Origin of the sequence: Streptomyces nodosus (assembly GCF_008704995.1) — a bacterium.
Classification (GTDB): Bacteria; Actinomycetota; Actinomycetes; order Streptomycetales; family Streptomycetaceae; genus Streptomyces; species Streptomyces nodosus.
Genome location: NZ_CP023747.1, coordinates 1,886,613 through 1,902,239 on the forward strand (window position 1 = coordinate 1,886,613; position 15,627 = coordinate 1,902,239).

Sequence of the window (15,627 nt, forward strand, 5' to 3'; positions counted from 1 at the left end):
AGAGGTCCCCCGCATGCTCAAGAACACCGTCATACGTCGTGCCAACGCGCTGACCAAGACCCACAAGATTTCCGCCGCCTGTGTGGCCACCCTCGGTGCCGCCACCCTCGCCTTCACCGCCGCTCCGAGCGAGGCCGCACCCACCGCTCAGACCTCGGTGGCCTCCGCCCCGGTGGCCCTCGGCAACCAGGCGCCCAAGGGAATCAAGGCCAGCGTCACCGACCAGATGGCGCCCTCCCTGCTGAAGGCCGAGGCCATCGCCACCAAGGCGAAGGCGGCCTCCCTGAAGAAGGCGGCGCAGCAGCACGCGACCCAGCAGGCCGCCGACCGGTCCGCCCAGCGCCCCGCGGTCAAGCCGGCCGCGCCCAAGGCCAAGAGCTACGCCAACAACCTCGACGGCTGGATCCGCCAGTCCCTCGACATCATGGCGAAGAAGGGCATCCCGGGCTCGTACAACGGCCTGCACCGCAACATCATGCGGGAGTCCTCGGGCAACCCGATGGCCATCAACAACTGGGACATCAACGCCCGTAACGGCATCCCGTCCAAGGGTCTGCTCCAGGTCATCCCGCCGACCTTCAGCACCTACCACGTGCACGGCACCTCGGCGAACATCTACGACCCGGTCGCCAACATCACCGCCGCCGCCAACTACGCGGCGCACCGGTACGGCTCGATCGACAACGTCAACAGCGCGTACTGACGCCGGACGCCGGGTGTCCGGCGCGGACATCCGTGCGGACCGCAGGCGTGCCACGCCGTAGCGGCCACGGGCCCACACGCCGAAGGGCGGCACCCATACGGGGTGCCGCCCTTCGGCGTGGTGCGACGGCGGTTACTTGCGCATGACCTCCGGCTCATGGCGGCGCAGGAAGCGGGCCACCAGGAAGCCGCAGAGCGCGCCGAGGGCGATCAGCGCCACCATGTCCAGCGTCCAGGCCCCCGCCGTGTGGTCCCACAAGGGGTCCGTGCTGGTGGGGTCGTCCGTATTGGGGGCGATCTTGTTGAAGTCCAGCGTGGTGCCGGCCGCGGCGACCGCCCAGCGGGACGGCATCAGATACGAGAACTCGTTGACGCCGAGCGTGCCGTGCAGCGTGAACAGACAGCCGGTGAAGACGACCTGGATGATCGCGAACATGACCAGCAGCGGCATGGTCTTCTCGGAGGTCTTCACCAGGGCGGAGATGACCAGGCCGAACATCATCGAGGTGAAGCCCAGTGCCATGATCGGCAGGCACAGCTCGATCAGGGTGGCGTGGCCCAGCACGAGGCCCGTCTCGGGGACCTCCCGGCTGGCGAAGCCGATCATGCCGACCATGAGGCCCTGGAGCATGGTGACGACGCCGAGGACGATCACCTTCGACATCAGATACGCGGAGCGGGACAGGCCCGTGGCGCGCTCCCGTTCGTAGATGACCCGTTCCTTGATCAGCTCGCGGACGGAGTTGGCGGCGCCCGCGAAACAGGCGCCGACCGCGAGGATCAGCAGGACCGTGGTGGCGGTGCCGTTGGGGACGGGTATCCCGGTCTTCGGGTTGACCGGGTTGGCCAGCAGGCCCCGCTCATGGTTGATGAGCAGGCTCACCGCGCCGATCACCGCCGGCAGGATCACGCTCAGCAGCAGGAAACCCTTGTCGGAGGCGATGACCGAGACATACCGCCGGATCAGGGTGCCGAGCTGGGAGAACCAGCCCTGCGGCTTGGGCGGCTTCATCGCCTGCGCCGCCGGCACCGGGGCCGACTGCGGCTCGACGGCGTCGATGTCCGCGGCGTAGATCTGGTAGTGCTGCGAGCCCTTCCAGCGGCCCGCCCAGTCGTAGTCGCGGTAGTTCTCGAAGGCGGAGAAGACATCGGCCCAGGTCTCGTAGCCGAAGAAGTTCAGCGCCTCCTCGGGCGGGCCGTAGTAGGCGACGGCACCGCCGGGCGCCATCACCAGCAGCTTGTCGCACAGGGCCAGCTCGGCCACCGAGTGGGTGACGACGAGGACCGTACGGCCGTCGTCGGCGAGGCCGCGCAGCAGCTGCATCACATCGCGGTCCATGCCCGGGTCCAGACCGGAGGTGGGCTCGTCCAGGAAGATCAGCGACGGCTTGGTGAGCAGTTCGAGGGCCACCGAGACGCGCTTGCGCTGACCGCCGGAGAGCGAGGTGACCTTCTTGTCCCGGTGGATGTCCAGCTTCAGCTCGCGCAGCACCTCGTCGATGCGCTTGTCGCGCTCGCCGGCCGTGGTGTCGGCGGGGAAACGCAGCTTGGCCGCGTACTTGAGGGCCTTCTTGACCGTCAGTTCCTTGTGCAGGATGTCGTCCTGCGGGACCAGGCCGATGCGCTGCCGCAGCTGGGCGAACTGCTTGTACAGGTTCCGGTTGTCGTAGAGGACGTCGCCCTGGTCGGCGGGGCGGTAGCCGGTGAGCGCCTTCAGCAGGGTCGACTTGCCGGAACCGGACGGGCCGATCACGCCGACCAGCGACTTCTCCGGGACTCCGAAGGAGACGTCCCGGAGGATCTGCTTGCCGCTGTCGACCGTGACGGTGAGGTGGCGTGCGGAGAAGGAGACCTCGCCGGTGTCGACGAACTCCTCGAGGCGGTCGCCGACCAGACGGAACGTCGAGTGGCCGACGCCGACGATGTCGTGCGGGTCGAGCAGCGCGGTGCCGCCCTTGCCGATCGGCATGCCGTTGATGAACGTGCCGTTGTGCGAGCCCAGGTCGCGGATCTCGAAGCGGCCGTCGGGTGTGGCGTGGAACTCCGCGTGGTGGCGCGAGACCTGGAGGTCGGAGACGACCAGGTCGTTCTCCAGTGCACGGCCGATGCGCATCACCCGGCCCAGGGAGAACTCGTGGAAGGAGGTCGGGCTGCGGTCGCTGTGGACCGATGGCGCCCCCGCGCCACCACCGGGGCCCTGCTGCTGCGGGATCTCCACGGCGGCCTGCTGCGGGGCCTGCTGCTGCGGGTCCTGTGCGACGGCCGGCTGGTGCGGCACCTGCCCGCCCCAGCCGGCGTCGGCGCCCTGGGCCGCGTACGGCTGCTGCGGCTGGACCTGCCCGGCGGGCACGGCGGCCGCGGAACCGGACAGGTTCAGGCGCGGCCCGTCGGTCGGGTTGCCCAGATAGACGGCCGTGCTCGGACCGATGTCCAGCTGCTGGACCCGTCGGCCGTGCACAAAGGTGCCGTTGGTGCTGCCGAGGTCCTCGACCACCCAACTGCCGCCGTTCCAGCTGATCGTGGCGTGGCGCCAGGAAACCCTGGCGTCCTCGAGCACGATGTCCCCCTGCGGATCTCGTCCGAGGGTGTATGGCCCGGACCCGTCGAGGGTCCAGGTGCGTCCGTTCAATTCGAGTACGAGTTCAGGCACTCCATGCCCCACTGATCTGTCCCCCGAGTTGCCCCCGTTTTGGGGAGTCCAGGGATGTGTCGAACATCGTGGGGAACTATGACAGGACCGGCCCTCCGACCGGAAGCCGGTCCTTGAGAGGAATGCGCACAGGCACCGGACGCGGAGGGTGTTCCAGGGTTCCCCACGTCGGCCCGGTCGGCCGAACCGCCCTCCCGGTCCCCGCGCGGGGGAACCCGCGGACTCCGGCTCCTTGGATCAGGGCCGACCCTATCGTCTCCCCCGCCCGATCGGTCCCGCGGGGCGCGGCCGGCCGGCGCCGGACCGGGCCGCGCCACACCCTTACTCCGTCCCCCGCACCGCCGATCAGGGGTAATCCGTGCCGTCACCGCTGCTCAAGAGGCACGTCATCGGTCCGTCACCCACTGTTCCCCGTCCGCTGGTCGGACCGGACACGCGCGGGCAGGGGGTGCCGGATACGGTGGAAGCACCATGAGCGCTTCGCAGACCTCCGACGCCCCCACTCTCCTTGTCAAGATCTTCGGCAAGGACCGGCCCGGCCTGACCGCCGGGCTGTTCGACACTCTGGCCGCCTACAACGTCGATGTCGTCGACATCGAGCAGGTCGTCACCCGGGGCCGGATGGTGCTGTGCGCCCTGGTGACCGTGCCCCCGTCCGGGATCGAGGGCGATCTGCGGGCCACCGTCCACAGCTGGGCGGAGTCCATGAAGATGCAGGCGGAGATCATCTCCGGCATCGGCGACAACCGCCCGCGTGGCCTCGGCCGCTCGCTGGTCACCGTGCTGGGCAGCCCGCTGAGCGCCGAGTCGACGGCCGCCATCGCCGCCCGTATCACCGATGCGGGCGGCAACATCGACCGAATCTTCCGGCTGGCCAAGTACCCGGTGACGGCCGTGGAGTTCGCCGTGTCCGGGGTGGAGACGGAGCCGCTGCGCACCGCCCTGGTCACCGACGCCTCGGCGCTCGGGGTCGATATCGCCGTCGTCGCGGCCGGTCTGCACCGCCGGGCCCAGCGTCTGGTGGTCATGGACGTGGACTCCACGCTCATCCAGGACGAGGTCATCGAACTGTTCGCGGCGCACGCCGGGTGCGAGGCGGAGGTCGCCGAGGTCACGGCCGCGGCCATGCGCGGCGAACTGGACTTCGAGCAGTCGCTGCACGCGCGGGTGGCGCTGCTCAAGGGGCTGGACGCGTCGGTGGTGGACAAGGTTCGCTCGGAGGTCCGGCTCACTCCGGGCGCCCGCACCCTGATCCGTACACTGAAGCGGCTCGGCTTCCAAGTGGGGGTGGTCTCCGGCGGGTTCACCCAGGTGACGGACGATCTGCAGGAGCGGCTCGGACTGGACTTCGCCCAGGCCAACACGCTGGAGATCGTCGACGGACGGCTGACCGGCCGGGTGGTCGGGGAGATCGTGGACCGGGCGGGCAAGGCGCGGCTGCTGCGCCGGTTCGCCGCCGAGGCGGGGGTGCCGCTGGCGCAGACCGTGGCGATCGGTGACGGGGCCAACGATCTGGACATGCTGAACGCGGCCGGGCTTGGCGTCGCCTTCAACGCCAAGCCCGTCGTGCGGGAGGCCGCGCACACCGCGGTGAACTTCCCCTTCCTGGACACCGTGCTGTATCTGCTGGGCGTCACCCGGGAAGAGGTCGAGGCGGCGGACACCCAGGAGGACACGCACTGACCCCGAGGCGGGACAGGGCGTGGACAGCCCGTCGACGGGGTCCGGCTCGGCGCCGGGCCCGTCGGGTCGGGGACCGCTCGCTCGCCGTGAGGGCTACTCGGTCGGCGCCCAGTAGTCGTGCAGGGTGGCCGTGCCCGGCTCCAGCGACTTCCAGGAGCCCTCGAAGGTGAGGACGGCGAAGGCCCCGGCCGGGAAGCCGTGCCGGCTCATCCGCTCGCGGGCGTCGTCGTCGGCCGCGTCGGTGAGGACCTCGGCCAGGCCCTGGACGCCCGGGTTGTGGCCGATCAGGATCAGATTCCGTGCCTCGCCGGAGGTCTCGTTGAGCACGGCGATCAGCTCGCCGGGCGAGGCCTCGTAGAGCCGCTCCTCGTAGACGGTTCTCGGCCGGTGCGGCAGCTCCTGGACCGCGAGTTTCCAGGTCTCACGGGTACGCGTCGCGGTGGAGCAGAGAGCCAGGTCGAAGGGGATACCGGTGTCGGCCAGCCGACGTCCGGCGACGGCCGCGTCCATGCGGCCCCGCTCGGCGAGCGGACGCTCGTGGTCGGCCACCTGCGGCCAGTCGGCCTTGGCGTGCCGGAAGAGGACGATCCTGCGGGGTTCTGCGGAGCTCATGCGTCCCAGCTTCGCATGAGACAGGCCGTCGGGCGCAGGGAGTTGACGACGCCGGGTGCGCGCCCGCGCGCGGGTGGCTCAACCGGCCCCTCGACCGTGCGCACCGGGGGTGAGGAGGCGTTGCCGTCGGCCGGTCGGGGGCGGTGTGCGGCGTGCGGCGTGCGGTAAGAGTGGTGTCACTGTGCGTGATGCGTCATCGTCTGCTGGATGCGTCCGACGAGGTGGCTGAGGGCGGGGTCGCCCCCGGCGCTCGCGTCCGCCGGGTTGAGGATCAGGGCCAGCAGGGCCACGAAGGCCAGCGCCGGCAGGGCGAAGGCCCACCAGGGAAGCCGTATGTCGACGCCGCCCGTGGTCGCCGGGTGGGTCCGGGTGGGGGTGCGGGCCGACATGACTGCCTCCGGGGTCTTCGGTTGGTCGTGGCCCCGCCTCTCGCGGCCACATCTTCGAAGGTACGGATCCGGCGGCCCTCGACCCATCCGGTGATCCACCCACTTCACCCTGACCCTGACCCCCTAAGGGATGGTGGGGCTGGCCCCACCATCCCTTAGGGGTCCCCAGGGGCCATCAGGGGGAGGCAAGTGTGGCGACGATGGCGATGATCACGAAGATGGCGAGGAACGTGCCGAAGACCAGGAGCATCTTCCGCTGGCCGTTCTGGGGGTTCGGGTCGAGCACGGGCATACGGCCAGTTTCGCACCTCTCCCCCGCCCCGGTTCCGGCAGGGTCGGGGACACGCGGTGGCCGTCGCTCCGCTCAGCGCGCCGCCTCGTCCTCCACGATCCGGTCGCGGCCCGCCAGGATGCCCGCCACCACCTGCGGCACCATGAGCCCGGCGAGCAGCGCGAGCGGCAGGCCCCAGCCACCGCTCCGCTGGTAGAGGACGCCGACCAGCAGCGGGCCCGGGATCGACAGCAGATATCCGGCGCTCTGCGCGAACGCCGACAGCTTGGCCACCCCCGCGCCCGTCCGGGACCGCATCCCCACCATGGTGAGCGCCAGCGGGAAGGCGCAGTTGGAGATGCCCAGCAGCAGTGCCCAGGCCAGGGCGCCGCTCACCGGGGCGGTGTAGAGACCGGCGTACCCGAGGAGACCGCACACGCCGAGGACGACCACCATCGGGCCCTGGTGCGGCAGCCGTGAGGCCAGCCGGGGGATGACGAAGGCGAGCGGCACCCCCATCACCATGGTGAGCGCCAGCAGCAGACCGGCCGTGCCGGCGGACACCCCGGCGTCGCGGAAGATCTGTGCCATCCAGCCCATGGTGACGTAGGCGGCCGTGGCCTGGAGCCCGAAGAAGACGGCCAGCGCCCATGCGGTACGGCTCCGGGTGATCCGCAGCCCGTCGGGCTCCTCACGGTCGTGAGCAGTAGAGCCCTGCGCGTCGGCGGCACCGGCACCGGCAGTCCGGCCTCGTACGAACGGGATCCACGGCAGGATCGCGACCGCGGGCAGCACCGCCCAGACGGTCAGTCCCGACTGCCAGCTCCCGCCCAGGGCGTCGGTCACGGGGACGGTGACCGCCGCCGCCAGCGAGGTGCCGAGGGCGAGCGTCATCGAGTACACGCCCGTCATGGAGCCCACCCGGTCCGGGAACCAGCGCTTGACGATCACCGGCATCAGCACATTGCTGACCGCGATGCCCATCAGGGCGAGCGCGCTGGCGGCGAGGAAGCCCGCGGTGTTTCCCACCCAGGGGCGGATCAGCAGTCCGGCGGTGATCGCCACCATCCCGGCGCAGATCACCGCCCCCGGTCCGAAGCGGCGGGCGAGCCGCGGGGCCATGACGCCGAAGACGGCGAAGCAGAGCGACGGTACGGAGGTGAGCAGTCCCGCGACGCTGCCGCTCATCCCGAGCCCGTCGCGCACCTCCTCCAGCAGGGCGCCGAGGCTGGTGATGGCGGGCCGCAGATTCAGCGCGCTGAGGGCGATGCCGACGACCATCAGCCTCGTCATCCAGGGCCGCAGGGGCGTTCCTCCGGCCGGGGGCTGTGTCTGCGCCTCCGTCCCCGCCTCCGCGCCGGGCCCCGCGCCCGCTCCGGGTGCCGCTTCGATGCCTGTCTCGGTCTTCGTCCCCTTCCCCGCCGCCGCTCCCGTTCCGCCGGGCAGGCGTGGCGACGCGGACGCCGTCGTACCGGTCTCTTCATATGCCATGAGGGACATCATAGAATCATGGGATGATTGGCTGTCCACTCTCCCTGCGTTACGCTCCGGAACCACAGGTCTCACCCCCTGGCCCGCACGAAGGACCGTCATGTCGCTGACCCACCCCCGTCGATCCGCGCTGTCCGAGCAGATCATCGCCGAGCTGCGGAACCAGATCACGTCGGGCGAATGGCCGGTGGGTTCCCGTATCCCCACCGAACCCGAGCTGGTCGAGATGCTCGGGGTCGCCCGCAACACGGTGCGTGAGGCGGTCCGGGCGCTGGCGCACAACGGCCTGCTGGACATCCGCCAGGGGTCGGGCACCTATGTGGCGGCGACCAGCGAGCTGGCGGGTGTGATGCAGCGGCGCTTCGCCGACGCCGACCCGGACCACATCGCGGAACTGCGCTCCACCCTGGAGTCGGGCGCCGCCCAGCTGGCCGCCGAGCGGCGCACCGAGCGCGACCTCAAGCAGCTGGACGCGCTGCTGGTGCGCCGGGAGGAGGCCTGGGCGTCGGGGGACGCGGAGGCGTTCGTGACCGCCGACGCGACCTTCCATCTGGCGGTGGTGGCCGCCTCCCACAACGAGGCGATGACGGCGATGTACGCGGACCTGGGCGAGGTGCTGCGGGACTGGCTGCGGGTGGACGTCGGGGAGGAACTGACGCCCGAGGTGCATATGGACCACACCCCGCTGGTGGACGCGATCCGTTCGGGTGACGCGGCCTCCGCGGCCGCCGAGGCGGCGAGCTATCCGCTGGGGTGCCGGCCGAGGCACGCGCGGTCCGGCGAGCGCTGATCCCGGCTCATCGGGCATGGCCGATCCAGGCCGCGCGCACATCCTGCCAGCACCGCCCGGACAGTCGTACGGTCATCGCGGGCCCGGCCTCCACCGGGTCGGTGTCGGTGTCCACGTCCCACCAGTGGCCGCATTCGATGTGCAGACTCACATGATCGGCGTCGGGATAGGGGTTGTGGCAGTACGCGACGACGTGCGAGCCGGTGACCCCGACGCGGCAGTCGGACCCGAAGGGCCCCGGCGCGGTCTTCCCGCCGGTCTTCACACCCGCGTGCGGCGCGCTCCTGCCGGACCGGTGCGGCAGGGCCTCGTACGGCAGGACCGTCAGCAGGGCGAGGACGACGAAGGCCGGGGCGAGCCGGCGGGACAGGCGCACAAGCTGACCTCCTGGGCCGTTCGGCTTGGGGGCGGTCGTCCCTCCCAGCGTGCGTGCTGCACGGCCCGGGGGACCCGGTCAGCTGCTCCATACGGGCGACGCCCCGCCCCCCGTGCGTACGGGGAACGGGGCGTTGCTTTTCGGCTGTCTCGGCGCCGATGCTCTCGGGCGCCGGTGTCCGGCGTACCCTCCGGCTGCCTCAGGCGCCGATGGCGTGCAGACCGCCGTCCACGTGGACGATCTCGCCGGTGGTCTTCGGGAACCAGTCGCTGAGCAGTGCGACCACACCGCGGCCGGCCGGCTCGGGGTCCTTGAGGTCCCACTCCAGCGGGGCGCGGTGGTCCCACACGGAGGCCAGCTCGCTGAAGCCCGGGATGGACTTGGCGGCCATGGAGCCGAGGGGGCCGGCCGAGATGAGGTTGCAGCGGACGTTCTGCTTGCCGAGGTCGCGCGCCATGTAGCGGCTGGTGGCCTCCAGGGCCGCCTTGGCGGGGCCCATCCAGTCGTACTGCGGCCAGGCGTACTGGGCGTCGAAGGTGAGGCCGACCACCGAGCCGCCGTTCTGCATCAGCGGCAGGCAGGCCATGGTGAGCGACTTCAGGGAGAACGCCGAGACATGCATGGCGGTGGCCACGGACTCGAACGGCGTGTTGAGGAAGTTGCCGCCCAGGGCGTCCTGGGGGGCGAAGCCGATGGAGTGCACCACGCCGTCGAGGCCGCCCAGCTCCTCGCCGACGACGTCGGCCAGGCGTCCGAGGTGCTCGTCGTTGGTGACGTCCAGCTCGATGACCTTGGTGGGCTTGGGCAGCTTCTTGGCGATGCGCTCGGTCAGCGTCGGCCGCGGGAACGCGGTCAGGATGATCTCGGCGCCCTGCTCCTGGGCCAGCTTCGCGGTGTGGAACGCGATGGAGGACTCCGTCAGCACGCCGGTGATCAGGACGCGCTTGCCCTCGAGAATTCCGCTCATGGTGATCAGTGACCCATTCCCAGTCCGCCGTCAACGGGGATGACGGCTCCAGTGATGTACGAAGCGTCGTCGGAGGCGAGGAACCGCACCGTGGCGGCGATCTCCTCCGGCTGCGCGTACCGGCCGAGCGGCACCTGCGACACGATGTTCTTCCGCTGCTCGTCGGAGAGCACCTTGGTCATGTCCGTGTCGACGAAGCCGGGCGCGACGACGTTGAAGGTGATGTTGCGCGAGCCAAGCTCACGGGCCAGGGAGCGCGCGAAGCCCACCAGGGCGGCCTTGGAGGCGGCGTAGTTGGCCTGTCCCGCCTGGCCGAGCAGCCCCACGACCGACGAGATCAGCACCACGCGGCCCTTCTTGGCGCGCAGCATGCCGCGGTTGGCGCGCTTGACGACGCGGAAGGCGCCGGTGAGGTTGGTGTCGATGACCGAGGTGAAGTCCTCCTCGGACATCCGCATCAGGAGCTGGTCCTTGGTGACACCGGCGTTGGCGACGAGGACCTCGACCGGGCCGTGCACGGCCTCGATCTCCTTGTAGGCCTGCTCCACCTGCTCGGTGTCGGTGATGTCGCACCTGACCGCGAGGCAGCCCAATTCCTTGAGGGCGGCCGGCGGCTCACCCGAGCGATATGTGATCGCGACCTTGTCTCCGGCCTCGGCGAACGCTCGGGCGATGGCGAGGCCGATGCCCCGGTTGCCTCCAGTGACAAGAACCGAGCGGCTCAACGGATCACCCTTTCGATAGCGGTCTGGAACCCCTGCCGAGGCAGGCGCCTTCAACCGAAAACCTATCGGTCCGACCAGGTCGGCGGGCATTCGGGCACCGACAGTGGCTCATCCCGGGTCCTGTCGGGTTCCTACAGTCCGCTGCCCCGGTCAGTCCGCCATGCCCGGTGCATGAGCGAGCAACCCTTCGCCACGAGCCGTCTCGAGCATCCTGCGGTCGTACGTCACCAACGCGGTCAGGTCGTCCCGCAGCGACAGAGCGCTGGCCACATGGATCGCATCCAGCGTGCGCAGGCGCCCGACCAGCACGGCCGCAGCATCACGCACCTCACGGGTGAGGAGGATCTCGGTGATCCGGGCATCCAATTCCTCTATCGCTTCGGGAAAGTGCCCCACGAGTTCCAGGGTTCGTACGGTCTCCACGAAGCCGAGCGTGCCGGTGGCGAGCGGGGCCGTGGCTCGCTCCTGGAGGAAGGCGTCCAACTCGGCCCAATGGTTGCGGCGGGTCATCCATGTGACCAACGCCGATGTGTCCAGGTAGATCAACGGTCGTCTTCCTCGCGCTCCGTCAACAGCACCGCCAGGGGGTCGACACCCTCCGGTACCTCGTAATGCGGCATGCCGTGTCGGTCGGCAGCGGTGGCCGACTTCAGCTTGATCTTTCCTTGCGCCACCAAGTGCGCGTACCGCTCCATGGGACCGCCGGCCGGCGACAGTATGGCGATCACGTTGCCATGCCGGGTGACCTGGATCGCCTCCCCCTTCTCCACACGGGCGAAGACGGCGCTGGGGTTGTACGAGAACTCACGCACGGAGATGGTGCTCATGGAGGTCCCCTTCAGCCGGGCGGACGTGTACCTACACTGCAAGAAATGTACCCACAAGTGGTCCGTGGTTGGCGTGTCGCGCCTGGCCCGGTCACGCCGATGACGGGCTCCCGCAGCACTTCTTGTACTTGCGCGTCGAGCCGCACCAGCAGGGGCCGTTGCGCGGGGGCGGCCAGTCGGTGGTGTGTCCGGTGCGGGCGAGTTCGTCCGCGTACGCGGAGCGGGTGTCGGAGGTGTCGGCGGACCCGTCGATCCGCTCCGCGAGGGCCTGGAGCCCGGCCACCGTGGCACGGCCGACCGCCAGGTGCGGGACCCCGCGCTCGGACAGCTCCCCGAGGGTCCGCTCGACCCTCCGGGTGTGATCGGCATGGTCGGCGCCGTACTCCCCGGCGGCTTCCGGGCTGCGGGAGCGCAGCCGCGCCAACTCCTCCGGCGGCCAGAAGAGGACACAGGCACGGCGCGGGGCCACGGGCGCGGTCCGGTCCGTACGGTCCACGGGCGAGGTGTCCGTCAGCGCCGCGATCTCGGCGTGCAGCGCCCCGGCGCCGCCCTCCTTGAGCCGCTTGAGGCGCAGGGGGTCATGGACCTCGTCGAGCGGACGCGCCGCGCCCAGCCAGGCCGACTCACGCCGCTCGTGCAGTTCGTCGGCCACGTCGTCCCAGTCGTCGTGCGGGAACCCCCGCAGGCGCCGCACCCGATGGCGCCCGATGACCAGGGTCTCCAGGTCAAAGCCGTACGGGGCCTCCTCCACGGTGTCCGCCGTCAACGGGGTGCCCGCGCCCAGCGCATGGGTGACGCCCGCCGTGAACCACTCGGCGGCCACCGCCGGCTCGTCCGCGCCCTCGAATGCCTCGGCGACGACGTTCCAGGCGGCCGGGTGCCGGGGATGCCGGGCGCGGAACGCGGCTGCCGCGGTGCGGGCGTCCGCCTCCCGGCCCGCGTCCCACAGCGCGCCGATCCGGAAGGAGTCCACCAGATCCGGCTCCGCACAGCCCGGCCCCTCCGGGTCCAGCAGCCGCTCGTAGACGGCCATCGCCCGGCCGTGCTCCCCCGCCTCGCCCCACGCCTCGGCCGCCTCGAGCAGCAGCTCCTCCCGGTCCTCCGGGTGCCGCTCCGCCAGCCGCTCACACTCCCGCGCCGCCTGCGCACCGGTGACCGGAGGCGGGGCCCCGAGGGACCGGCTCGTCCCCGCCCGGCCGCCGCGCCGCTTGCTGGACATGGCTCCACGGTAGTGCGCCCCGCCGGGACACCGCCGGGCAAGCCCGCGGGATCAGCGGTACGGGCGCCGGATGAACGGGCTCAGTCCAGCCCGACCGGGGTGATCGGCGTGACGGGCGTGTCGTCGGGGCCATTGGTCTGGACGAGCAGTAGGTCGCCGACCGTCGCGTCACGTCCGAGACCGAGGCTGGACACCAGGACCGCACCCGGGGCCTTGGCCGTACCGACGGGCTGGAGGCGTAGTTCGCCGTCCACTCCCCGGAAGGCAAGCACCGCCCAGACCTCGTCGTGGCCGATCCGGGATACGACGCCGCTCAGCCGGTCCGGCAGGACCGCGCACACGACAGTGAGCCTCTGCTGCTCCGTCCGCGGGATCGCCGCGATCCGCTCCAGCACACCGGGGAAGGCCAGAGTGCCTTCCAACAGCCGCTGGACGGTTTCACGCTCCTGGTCCCTGTCGTCCCCGGACTCGGCCGTGGTGAAGTGCACCAGGGGAAGGCCGTCGTCCAGCGTGCGCTGCCACCTGGGCAGCATGAAATCGATGGTCAGCGCCTCGTCACGGGTGGGGGTGTGCACACCGTCGCCCTCGCCGAACTGGGCGAGCCACGCGTTGACGTCGCCCCAACGCCACACCGGTGATCGTCCCGCGATCCCTTCCGGATCCGGGAAGGGCAGCTTGTCCTGCCGCCGCTCGCCGTTCGCCCACTGCTGGACGTTCTGCCGTGTGCGTTCGGCACGCTCCGCGATGTCGGAGACACCGACAAGGTCGGGGTCGGTACGCAGCAGACGCAGGCCCGGCAGGGATTTCCGCAGCCGTACGACGATGCGGTGGGCGGCGTCGATCGCGTTGGCCCCGCCTTCGGAGACGTCCAGGAAATGCCGACCGCGATGGCGTGTCAGCACCCCGTCGAAGGTGTCGTGGACGATCCCGACCGCCTCGTCGTCGCCCACGTCGATCCCGTCCACGACGAAATGAAACTCGTACTCCATGACGCCCCAGCCCCCCATGCGTGTGCCTGTCGCTCCTGGTTCCTGTAGCTCCCTGATCTCCTTGCTCGGATGGTCCGCCGCAGCGATCTCACGTCCGACCACGTGCGCCTCCACAAGCCGTCGCCCGTCGAAGAGTTGACCGTCAACTCCAAGTGGCCGACAAGCCTACCCGTCACCACCGACAACCACCGAAATCGCAACTGACCCGCACCAGTGGGTCAGTTACGGAAGATGATCATCAACTACACCCGAAGGGGACATGGAGGGGCGGAGAGTGCGCACTCCGCCCAGACGGTCTTGCCCGGTCCGGTGCGGTCGGTGATGCCCCAGCGCTCGGCGAGGGCCGACACGAGGAGCAGGCCCCTGCCGCCGTCCGGGTCCGCGGGGTCCGCAGCCGGCGCCGGGGGCTCGGGGTGGCTCGGGTGGGTGTCGGACACCTCGACGCGTACGACACCGGCGGCGCGGTCGCAGCGCAGCCGCAGCGCGAAGTCCCGTCCGGGAACCCGCCCGTGCAGCACGGCGTTGGCGCTGAGTTCGGCGACCACCAGGGCGACGGTGTCGGAGACCGGGCTCCCGTACGGCACGCCCCACAGGTCGAGTTGGTGCACGGCCAGGCGGCGCGCGAGCCGGGCCCCGAGCCGGGTGGCGGACAGGCGTTGGACGAACACACTTACGGTAACGGCCTCTTGGGCATGCGGTGCTGGCATGCGCCCAGCGTTCTGGCCGCCCCGACCCCACCAACAGGCACGACACCGATACAGACCGGTTTGTATCGGTGCACACTGTGGACTGGGTGGGTAACTCCGCGTGACGCTGGACGGATTGAGCGGGTTGAGCGGAGACCGGCGAGTACGTGAGCACGGGAGGGCACGGCGATGACGACGGACCACGGCGGAGGCGGCAACGCGCACACGGAACCCGAACTCTCGGACAGTCTCAAGACCTTCGGCGCGGTCCTGAAGGCGCTGCGGGAGGAATCCGGGCTGACACAGGAGGAGTTCGCCCGGCGAGTACGGTACTCGGCCGCGTACGTGGCGAAGATCGAGCAGGGGAAGCGGTTCCCTCCGGGGGATCTGCCCGCACGGGCGGAGGAGGTGCTGGGGCCGGTCGGCCTCAAGGTCCTCGCGGCGGCGGCCCGGAGCCTGACGAGGCGGGCAGTGCTCGCATCTTGGTTTCGGCAGTGGGCAGGGGTGGAGGAAGAGGCGATCTCGCTGTACGCGTATGAATGCCGGGCGGTTCCGGGGCTGTTGCAGCCGGAGGGTTACGTCCGGGCAGTGTTCGACCTACGGCTGCCGCCCGCCTCGGAGGAACAGATCGAACGCGAGGTCGCTTCCCGGCTGGACCGGCAACAGATCCTCTCCACCAACCAGAACACCGCGTTCAGCTTCGTCGTCGAGCAGAGCGTCCTGGAGCGGCGCATGGGAGGGCGCGATGTCACCGGACAGGTCATCGACCACTTGCTTGAGGTGGGTAGACGGCGAAATATCGAGGTCCAGATCATGCCCACGGTCCAGGAGGACCACTGTGGCATCGACGGCCCCATGTATCTGGCCGAGACGTCCTCCCACCAGTGGATCGGCTACACCGAGGGACAGCGGTCGAGCAACCTGATCTCCGCTCCCAAAGACGTAAGCGCGCTGCTCCAGCGCTATGGCAGGCTGCGTTCACAGGCCCTGGACTGCAGGGCTACCGTGAAGCTGCTGGAACAGATGCGAGGAGCGCTATGAGCACCGAACTGTCCTGGTTCAAGAGCAGTTACAGCGGCAGCGAGAACGACAACTGCGTCGAGGTCGCCCTGTGTCCCGAGGCCGTTCACATCCGGGATTCCAAGGACAAGGGGATCCGTCCCCTCGTCGTCACCCCCGGCGCCTGGGCGGCGTTCACCGCGCTCGCTGCGGGATCGTCGCTGGACGGCTGAGTACGCGTCGTACCCGGA

General features: G+C 70.3%; 18 protein-coding genes. 5 read left to right on the forward strand and 13 right to left on the reverse strand.

All coding sequences use genetic code 11. The annotated features are described in order from the left end of the window. Nucleotides 1–13 precede the first annotated feature (13 nt). Complete coding sequence (locus CP978_RS08595) at nucleotides 14–703, forward strand: transglycosylase SLT domain-containing protein (RefSeq protein WP_043439074.1); 690 nt, start codon at nucleotides 14–16, stop codon at nucleotides 701–703. A 132-nt stretch (nucleotides 704–835) separates the two neighbouring features. On the opposite strand, the gene CP978_RS08600 is transcribed toward CP978_RS08595, so the two are convergent. Continuing rightward, on the reverse strand, nucleotides 836–3,352 hold the full coding sequence (locus CP978_RS08600) for an ABC transporter ATP-binding protein/permease (RefSeq protein WP_043439075.1): 2,517 nt from the start codon (nucleotides 3,350–3,352) through the stop codon (nucleotides 836–838). Between the two features lie 471 nt (nucleotides 3,353–3,823). Between CP978_RS08600 and serB the strand changes: the two genes are divergently transcribed. Next, nucleotides 3,824–5,035, forward strand: a complete 1,212-nt coding sequence (serB, locus tag CP978_RS08605; RefSeq protein WP_043439076.1) for a phosphoserine phosphatase SerB — start codon at nucleotides 3,824–3,826, stop codon at nucleotides 5,033–5,035. Between the two features lie 93 nt (nucleotides 5,036–5,128). Here the strand turns inward: serB and CP978_RS08610 are convergent, their stop codons facing one another. From CP978_RS08610 to CP978_RS08625, 4 genes are all read right to left on the reverse strand, one after another. After that, a complete protein-coding gene (locus CP978_RS08610) occupies nucleotides 5,129–5,647 on the reverse strand; it encodes a SixA phosphatase family protein (protein ID WP_043439077.1) in 519 nt (172 codons plus the stop codon). A 176-nt stretch (nucleotides 5,648–5,823) separates the two neighbouring features. Next, nucleotides 5,824–6,036, reverse strand: coding sequence for a hypothetical protein (locus CP978_RS08615; RefSeq protein WP_043439080.1), 213 nt, complete (start codon nucleotides 6,034–6,036; stop codon nucleotides 5,824–5,826). A 175-nt stretch (nucleotides 6,037–6,211) separates the two neighbouring features. Next, nucleotides 6,212–6,328 carry an SGM_5486 family transporter-associated protein gene (locus tag CP978_RS36080; protein ID WP_107070369.1) on the reverse strand — a complete coding sequence of 39 codons (117 nt, stop codon included), beginning with the start codon at nucleotides 6,326–6,328 and terminating at the stop codon, nucleotides 6,212–6,214. A 72-nt stretch (nucleotides 6,329–6,400) separates the two neighbouring features. Beyond that, nucleotides 6,401–7,600, reverse strand: a complete 1,200-nt coding sequence (locus CP978_RS08625) for a CynX/NimT family MFS transporter (RefSeq protein ID WP_043439083.1) — start codon at nucleotides 7,598–7,600, stop codon at nucleotides 6,401–6,403. 298 nt (nucleotides 7,601–7,898) lie between these two features. On the opposite strand from CP978_RS08625, the gene CP978_RS08630 reads away from it, so the two are divergent. Further along, nucleotides 7,899–8,588, forward strand: a complete 690-nt coding sequence (locus CP978_RS08630; RefSeq protein WP_043439086.1) for a FadR/GntR family transcriptional regulator — start codon at nucleotides 7,899–7,901, stop codon at nucleotides 8,586–8,588. 7 nt (nucleotides 8,589–8,595) lie between these two features. Here CP978_RS08630 and CP978_RS08635 read toward each other — a convergent pair whose 3' ends face one another. The 8 genes from CP978_RS08635 to CP978_RS08670 form a co-directional block, all read right to left on the reverse strand. Continuing rightward, nucleotides 8,596–8,964, reverse strand: a complete 369-nt coding sequence (locus CP978_RS08635) for a hypothetical protein (RefSeq protein WP_043439088.1) — start codon at nucleotides 8,962–8,964, stop codon at nucleotides 8,596–8,598. 199 nt (nucleotides 8,965–9,163) lie between these two features. Beyond that, on the reverse strand, nucleotides 9,164–9,931 hold the full coding sequence (gene fabI, locus CP978_RS08640; RefSeq protein WP_043439090.1) for an enoyl-ACP reductase FabI: 768 nt from the start codon (nucleotides 9,929–9,931) through the stop codon (nucleotides 9,164–9,166). 5 nt (nucleotides 9,932–9,936) lie between these two features. Further along, entirely contained in the window at nucleotides 9,937–10,656 is a 720-nt protein-coding gene (fabG, locus tag CP978_RS08645) for a 3-oxoacyl-[acyl-carrier-protein] reductase (RefSeq protein WP_043439092.1), read from the reverse strand. Between the two features lie 150 nt (nucleotides 10,657–10,806). Next, nucleotides 10,807–11,202: a type II toxin-antitoxin system VapC family toxin gene (locus CP978_RS08650; RefSeq protein WP_079162061.1), complete on the reverse strand. Its 396-nt coding sequence runs from the start codon at nucleotides 11,200–11,202 to the stop codon at nucleotides 10,807–10,809. Continuing rightward, nucleotides 11,199–11,483, reverse strand: a complete 285-nt coding sequence (locus tag CP978_RS08655) for a type II toxin-antitoxin system Phd/YefM family antitoxin (protein WP_043439095.1) — start codon at nucleotides 11,481–11,483, stop codon at nucleotides 11,199–11,201. The genes CP978_RS08650 and CP978_RS08655 overlap by 4 nt, the downstream gene beginning before the upstream one ends. A gap of 91 nt (nucleotides 11,484–11,574) precedes the next feature. Beyond that, the gene (locus CP978_RS08660) at nucleotides 11,575–12,702 is read right to left on the reverse strand and encodes an SEC-C domain-containing protein (RefSeq protein ID WP_052454061.1); all 1,128 of its coding nucleotides are present in this window, start codon (nucleotides 12,700–12,702) and stop codon (nucleotides 11,575–11,577) included. Nucleotides 12,703–12,782: 80 nt separating this feature from the next. Then, nucleotides 12,783–13,709 (reverse strand): helix-turn-helix transcriptional regulator, encoded by a 927-nt coding sequence (locus tag CP978_RS08665; protein ID WP_043439098.1) that lies wholly within the window; start codon nucleotides 13,707–13,709, stop codon nucleotides 12,783–12,785. Between the two features lie 224 nt (nucleotides 13,710–13,933). Continuing rightward, a complete protein-coding gene (locus CP978_RS08670) occupies nucleotides 13,934–14,359 on the reverse strand; it encodes an ATP-binding protein (RefSeq protein WP_043439100.1) in 426 nt (141 codons plus the stop codon). A gap of 207 nt (nucleotides 14,360–14,566) precedes the next feature. On the opposite strand from CP978_RS08670, the gene CP978_RS08675 reads away from it, so the two are divergent. Together CP978_RS08675 and CP978_RS08680 are read left to right on the forward strand one after the other, a co-directional pair. Then, the gene (locus CP978_RS08675; RefSeq protein ID WP_043439101.1) at nucleotides 14,567–15,418 is read left to right on the forward strand and encodes a helix-turn-helix domain-containing protein; all 852 of its coding nucleotides are present in this window, start codon (nucleotides 14,567–14,569) and stop codon (nucleotides 15,416–15,418) included. Beyond that, entirely contained in the window at nucleotides 15,415–15,609 is a 195-nt protein-coding gene (locus CP978_RS08680) for a DUF397 domain-containing protein (protein ID WP_043439103.1), read from the forward strand. The genes CP978_RS08675 and CP978_RS08680 overlap by 4 nt, the downstream gene beginning before the upstream one ends. Nucleotides 15,610–15,627: the final 18 nt, after the last annotated feature.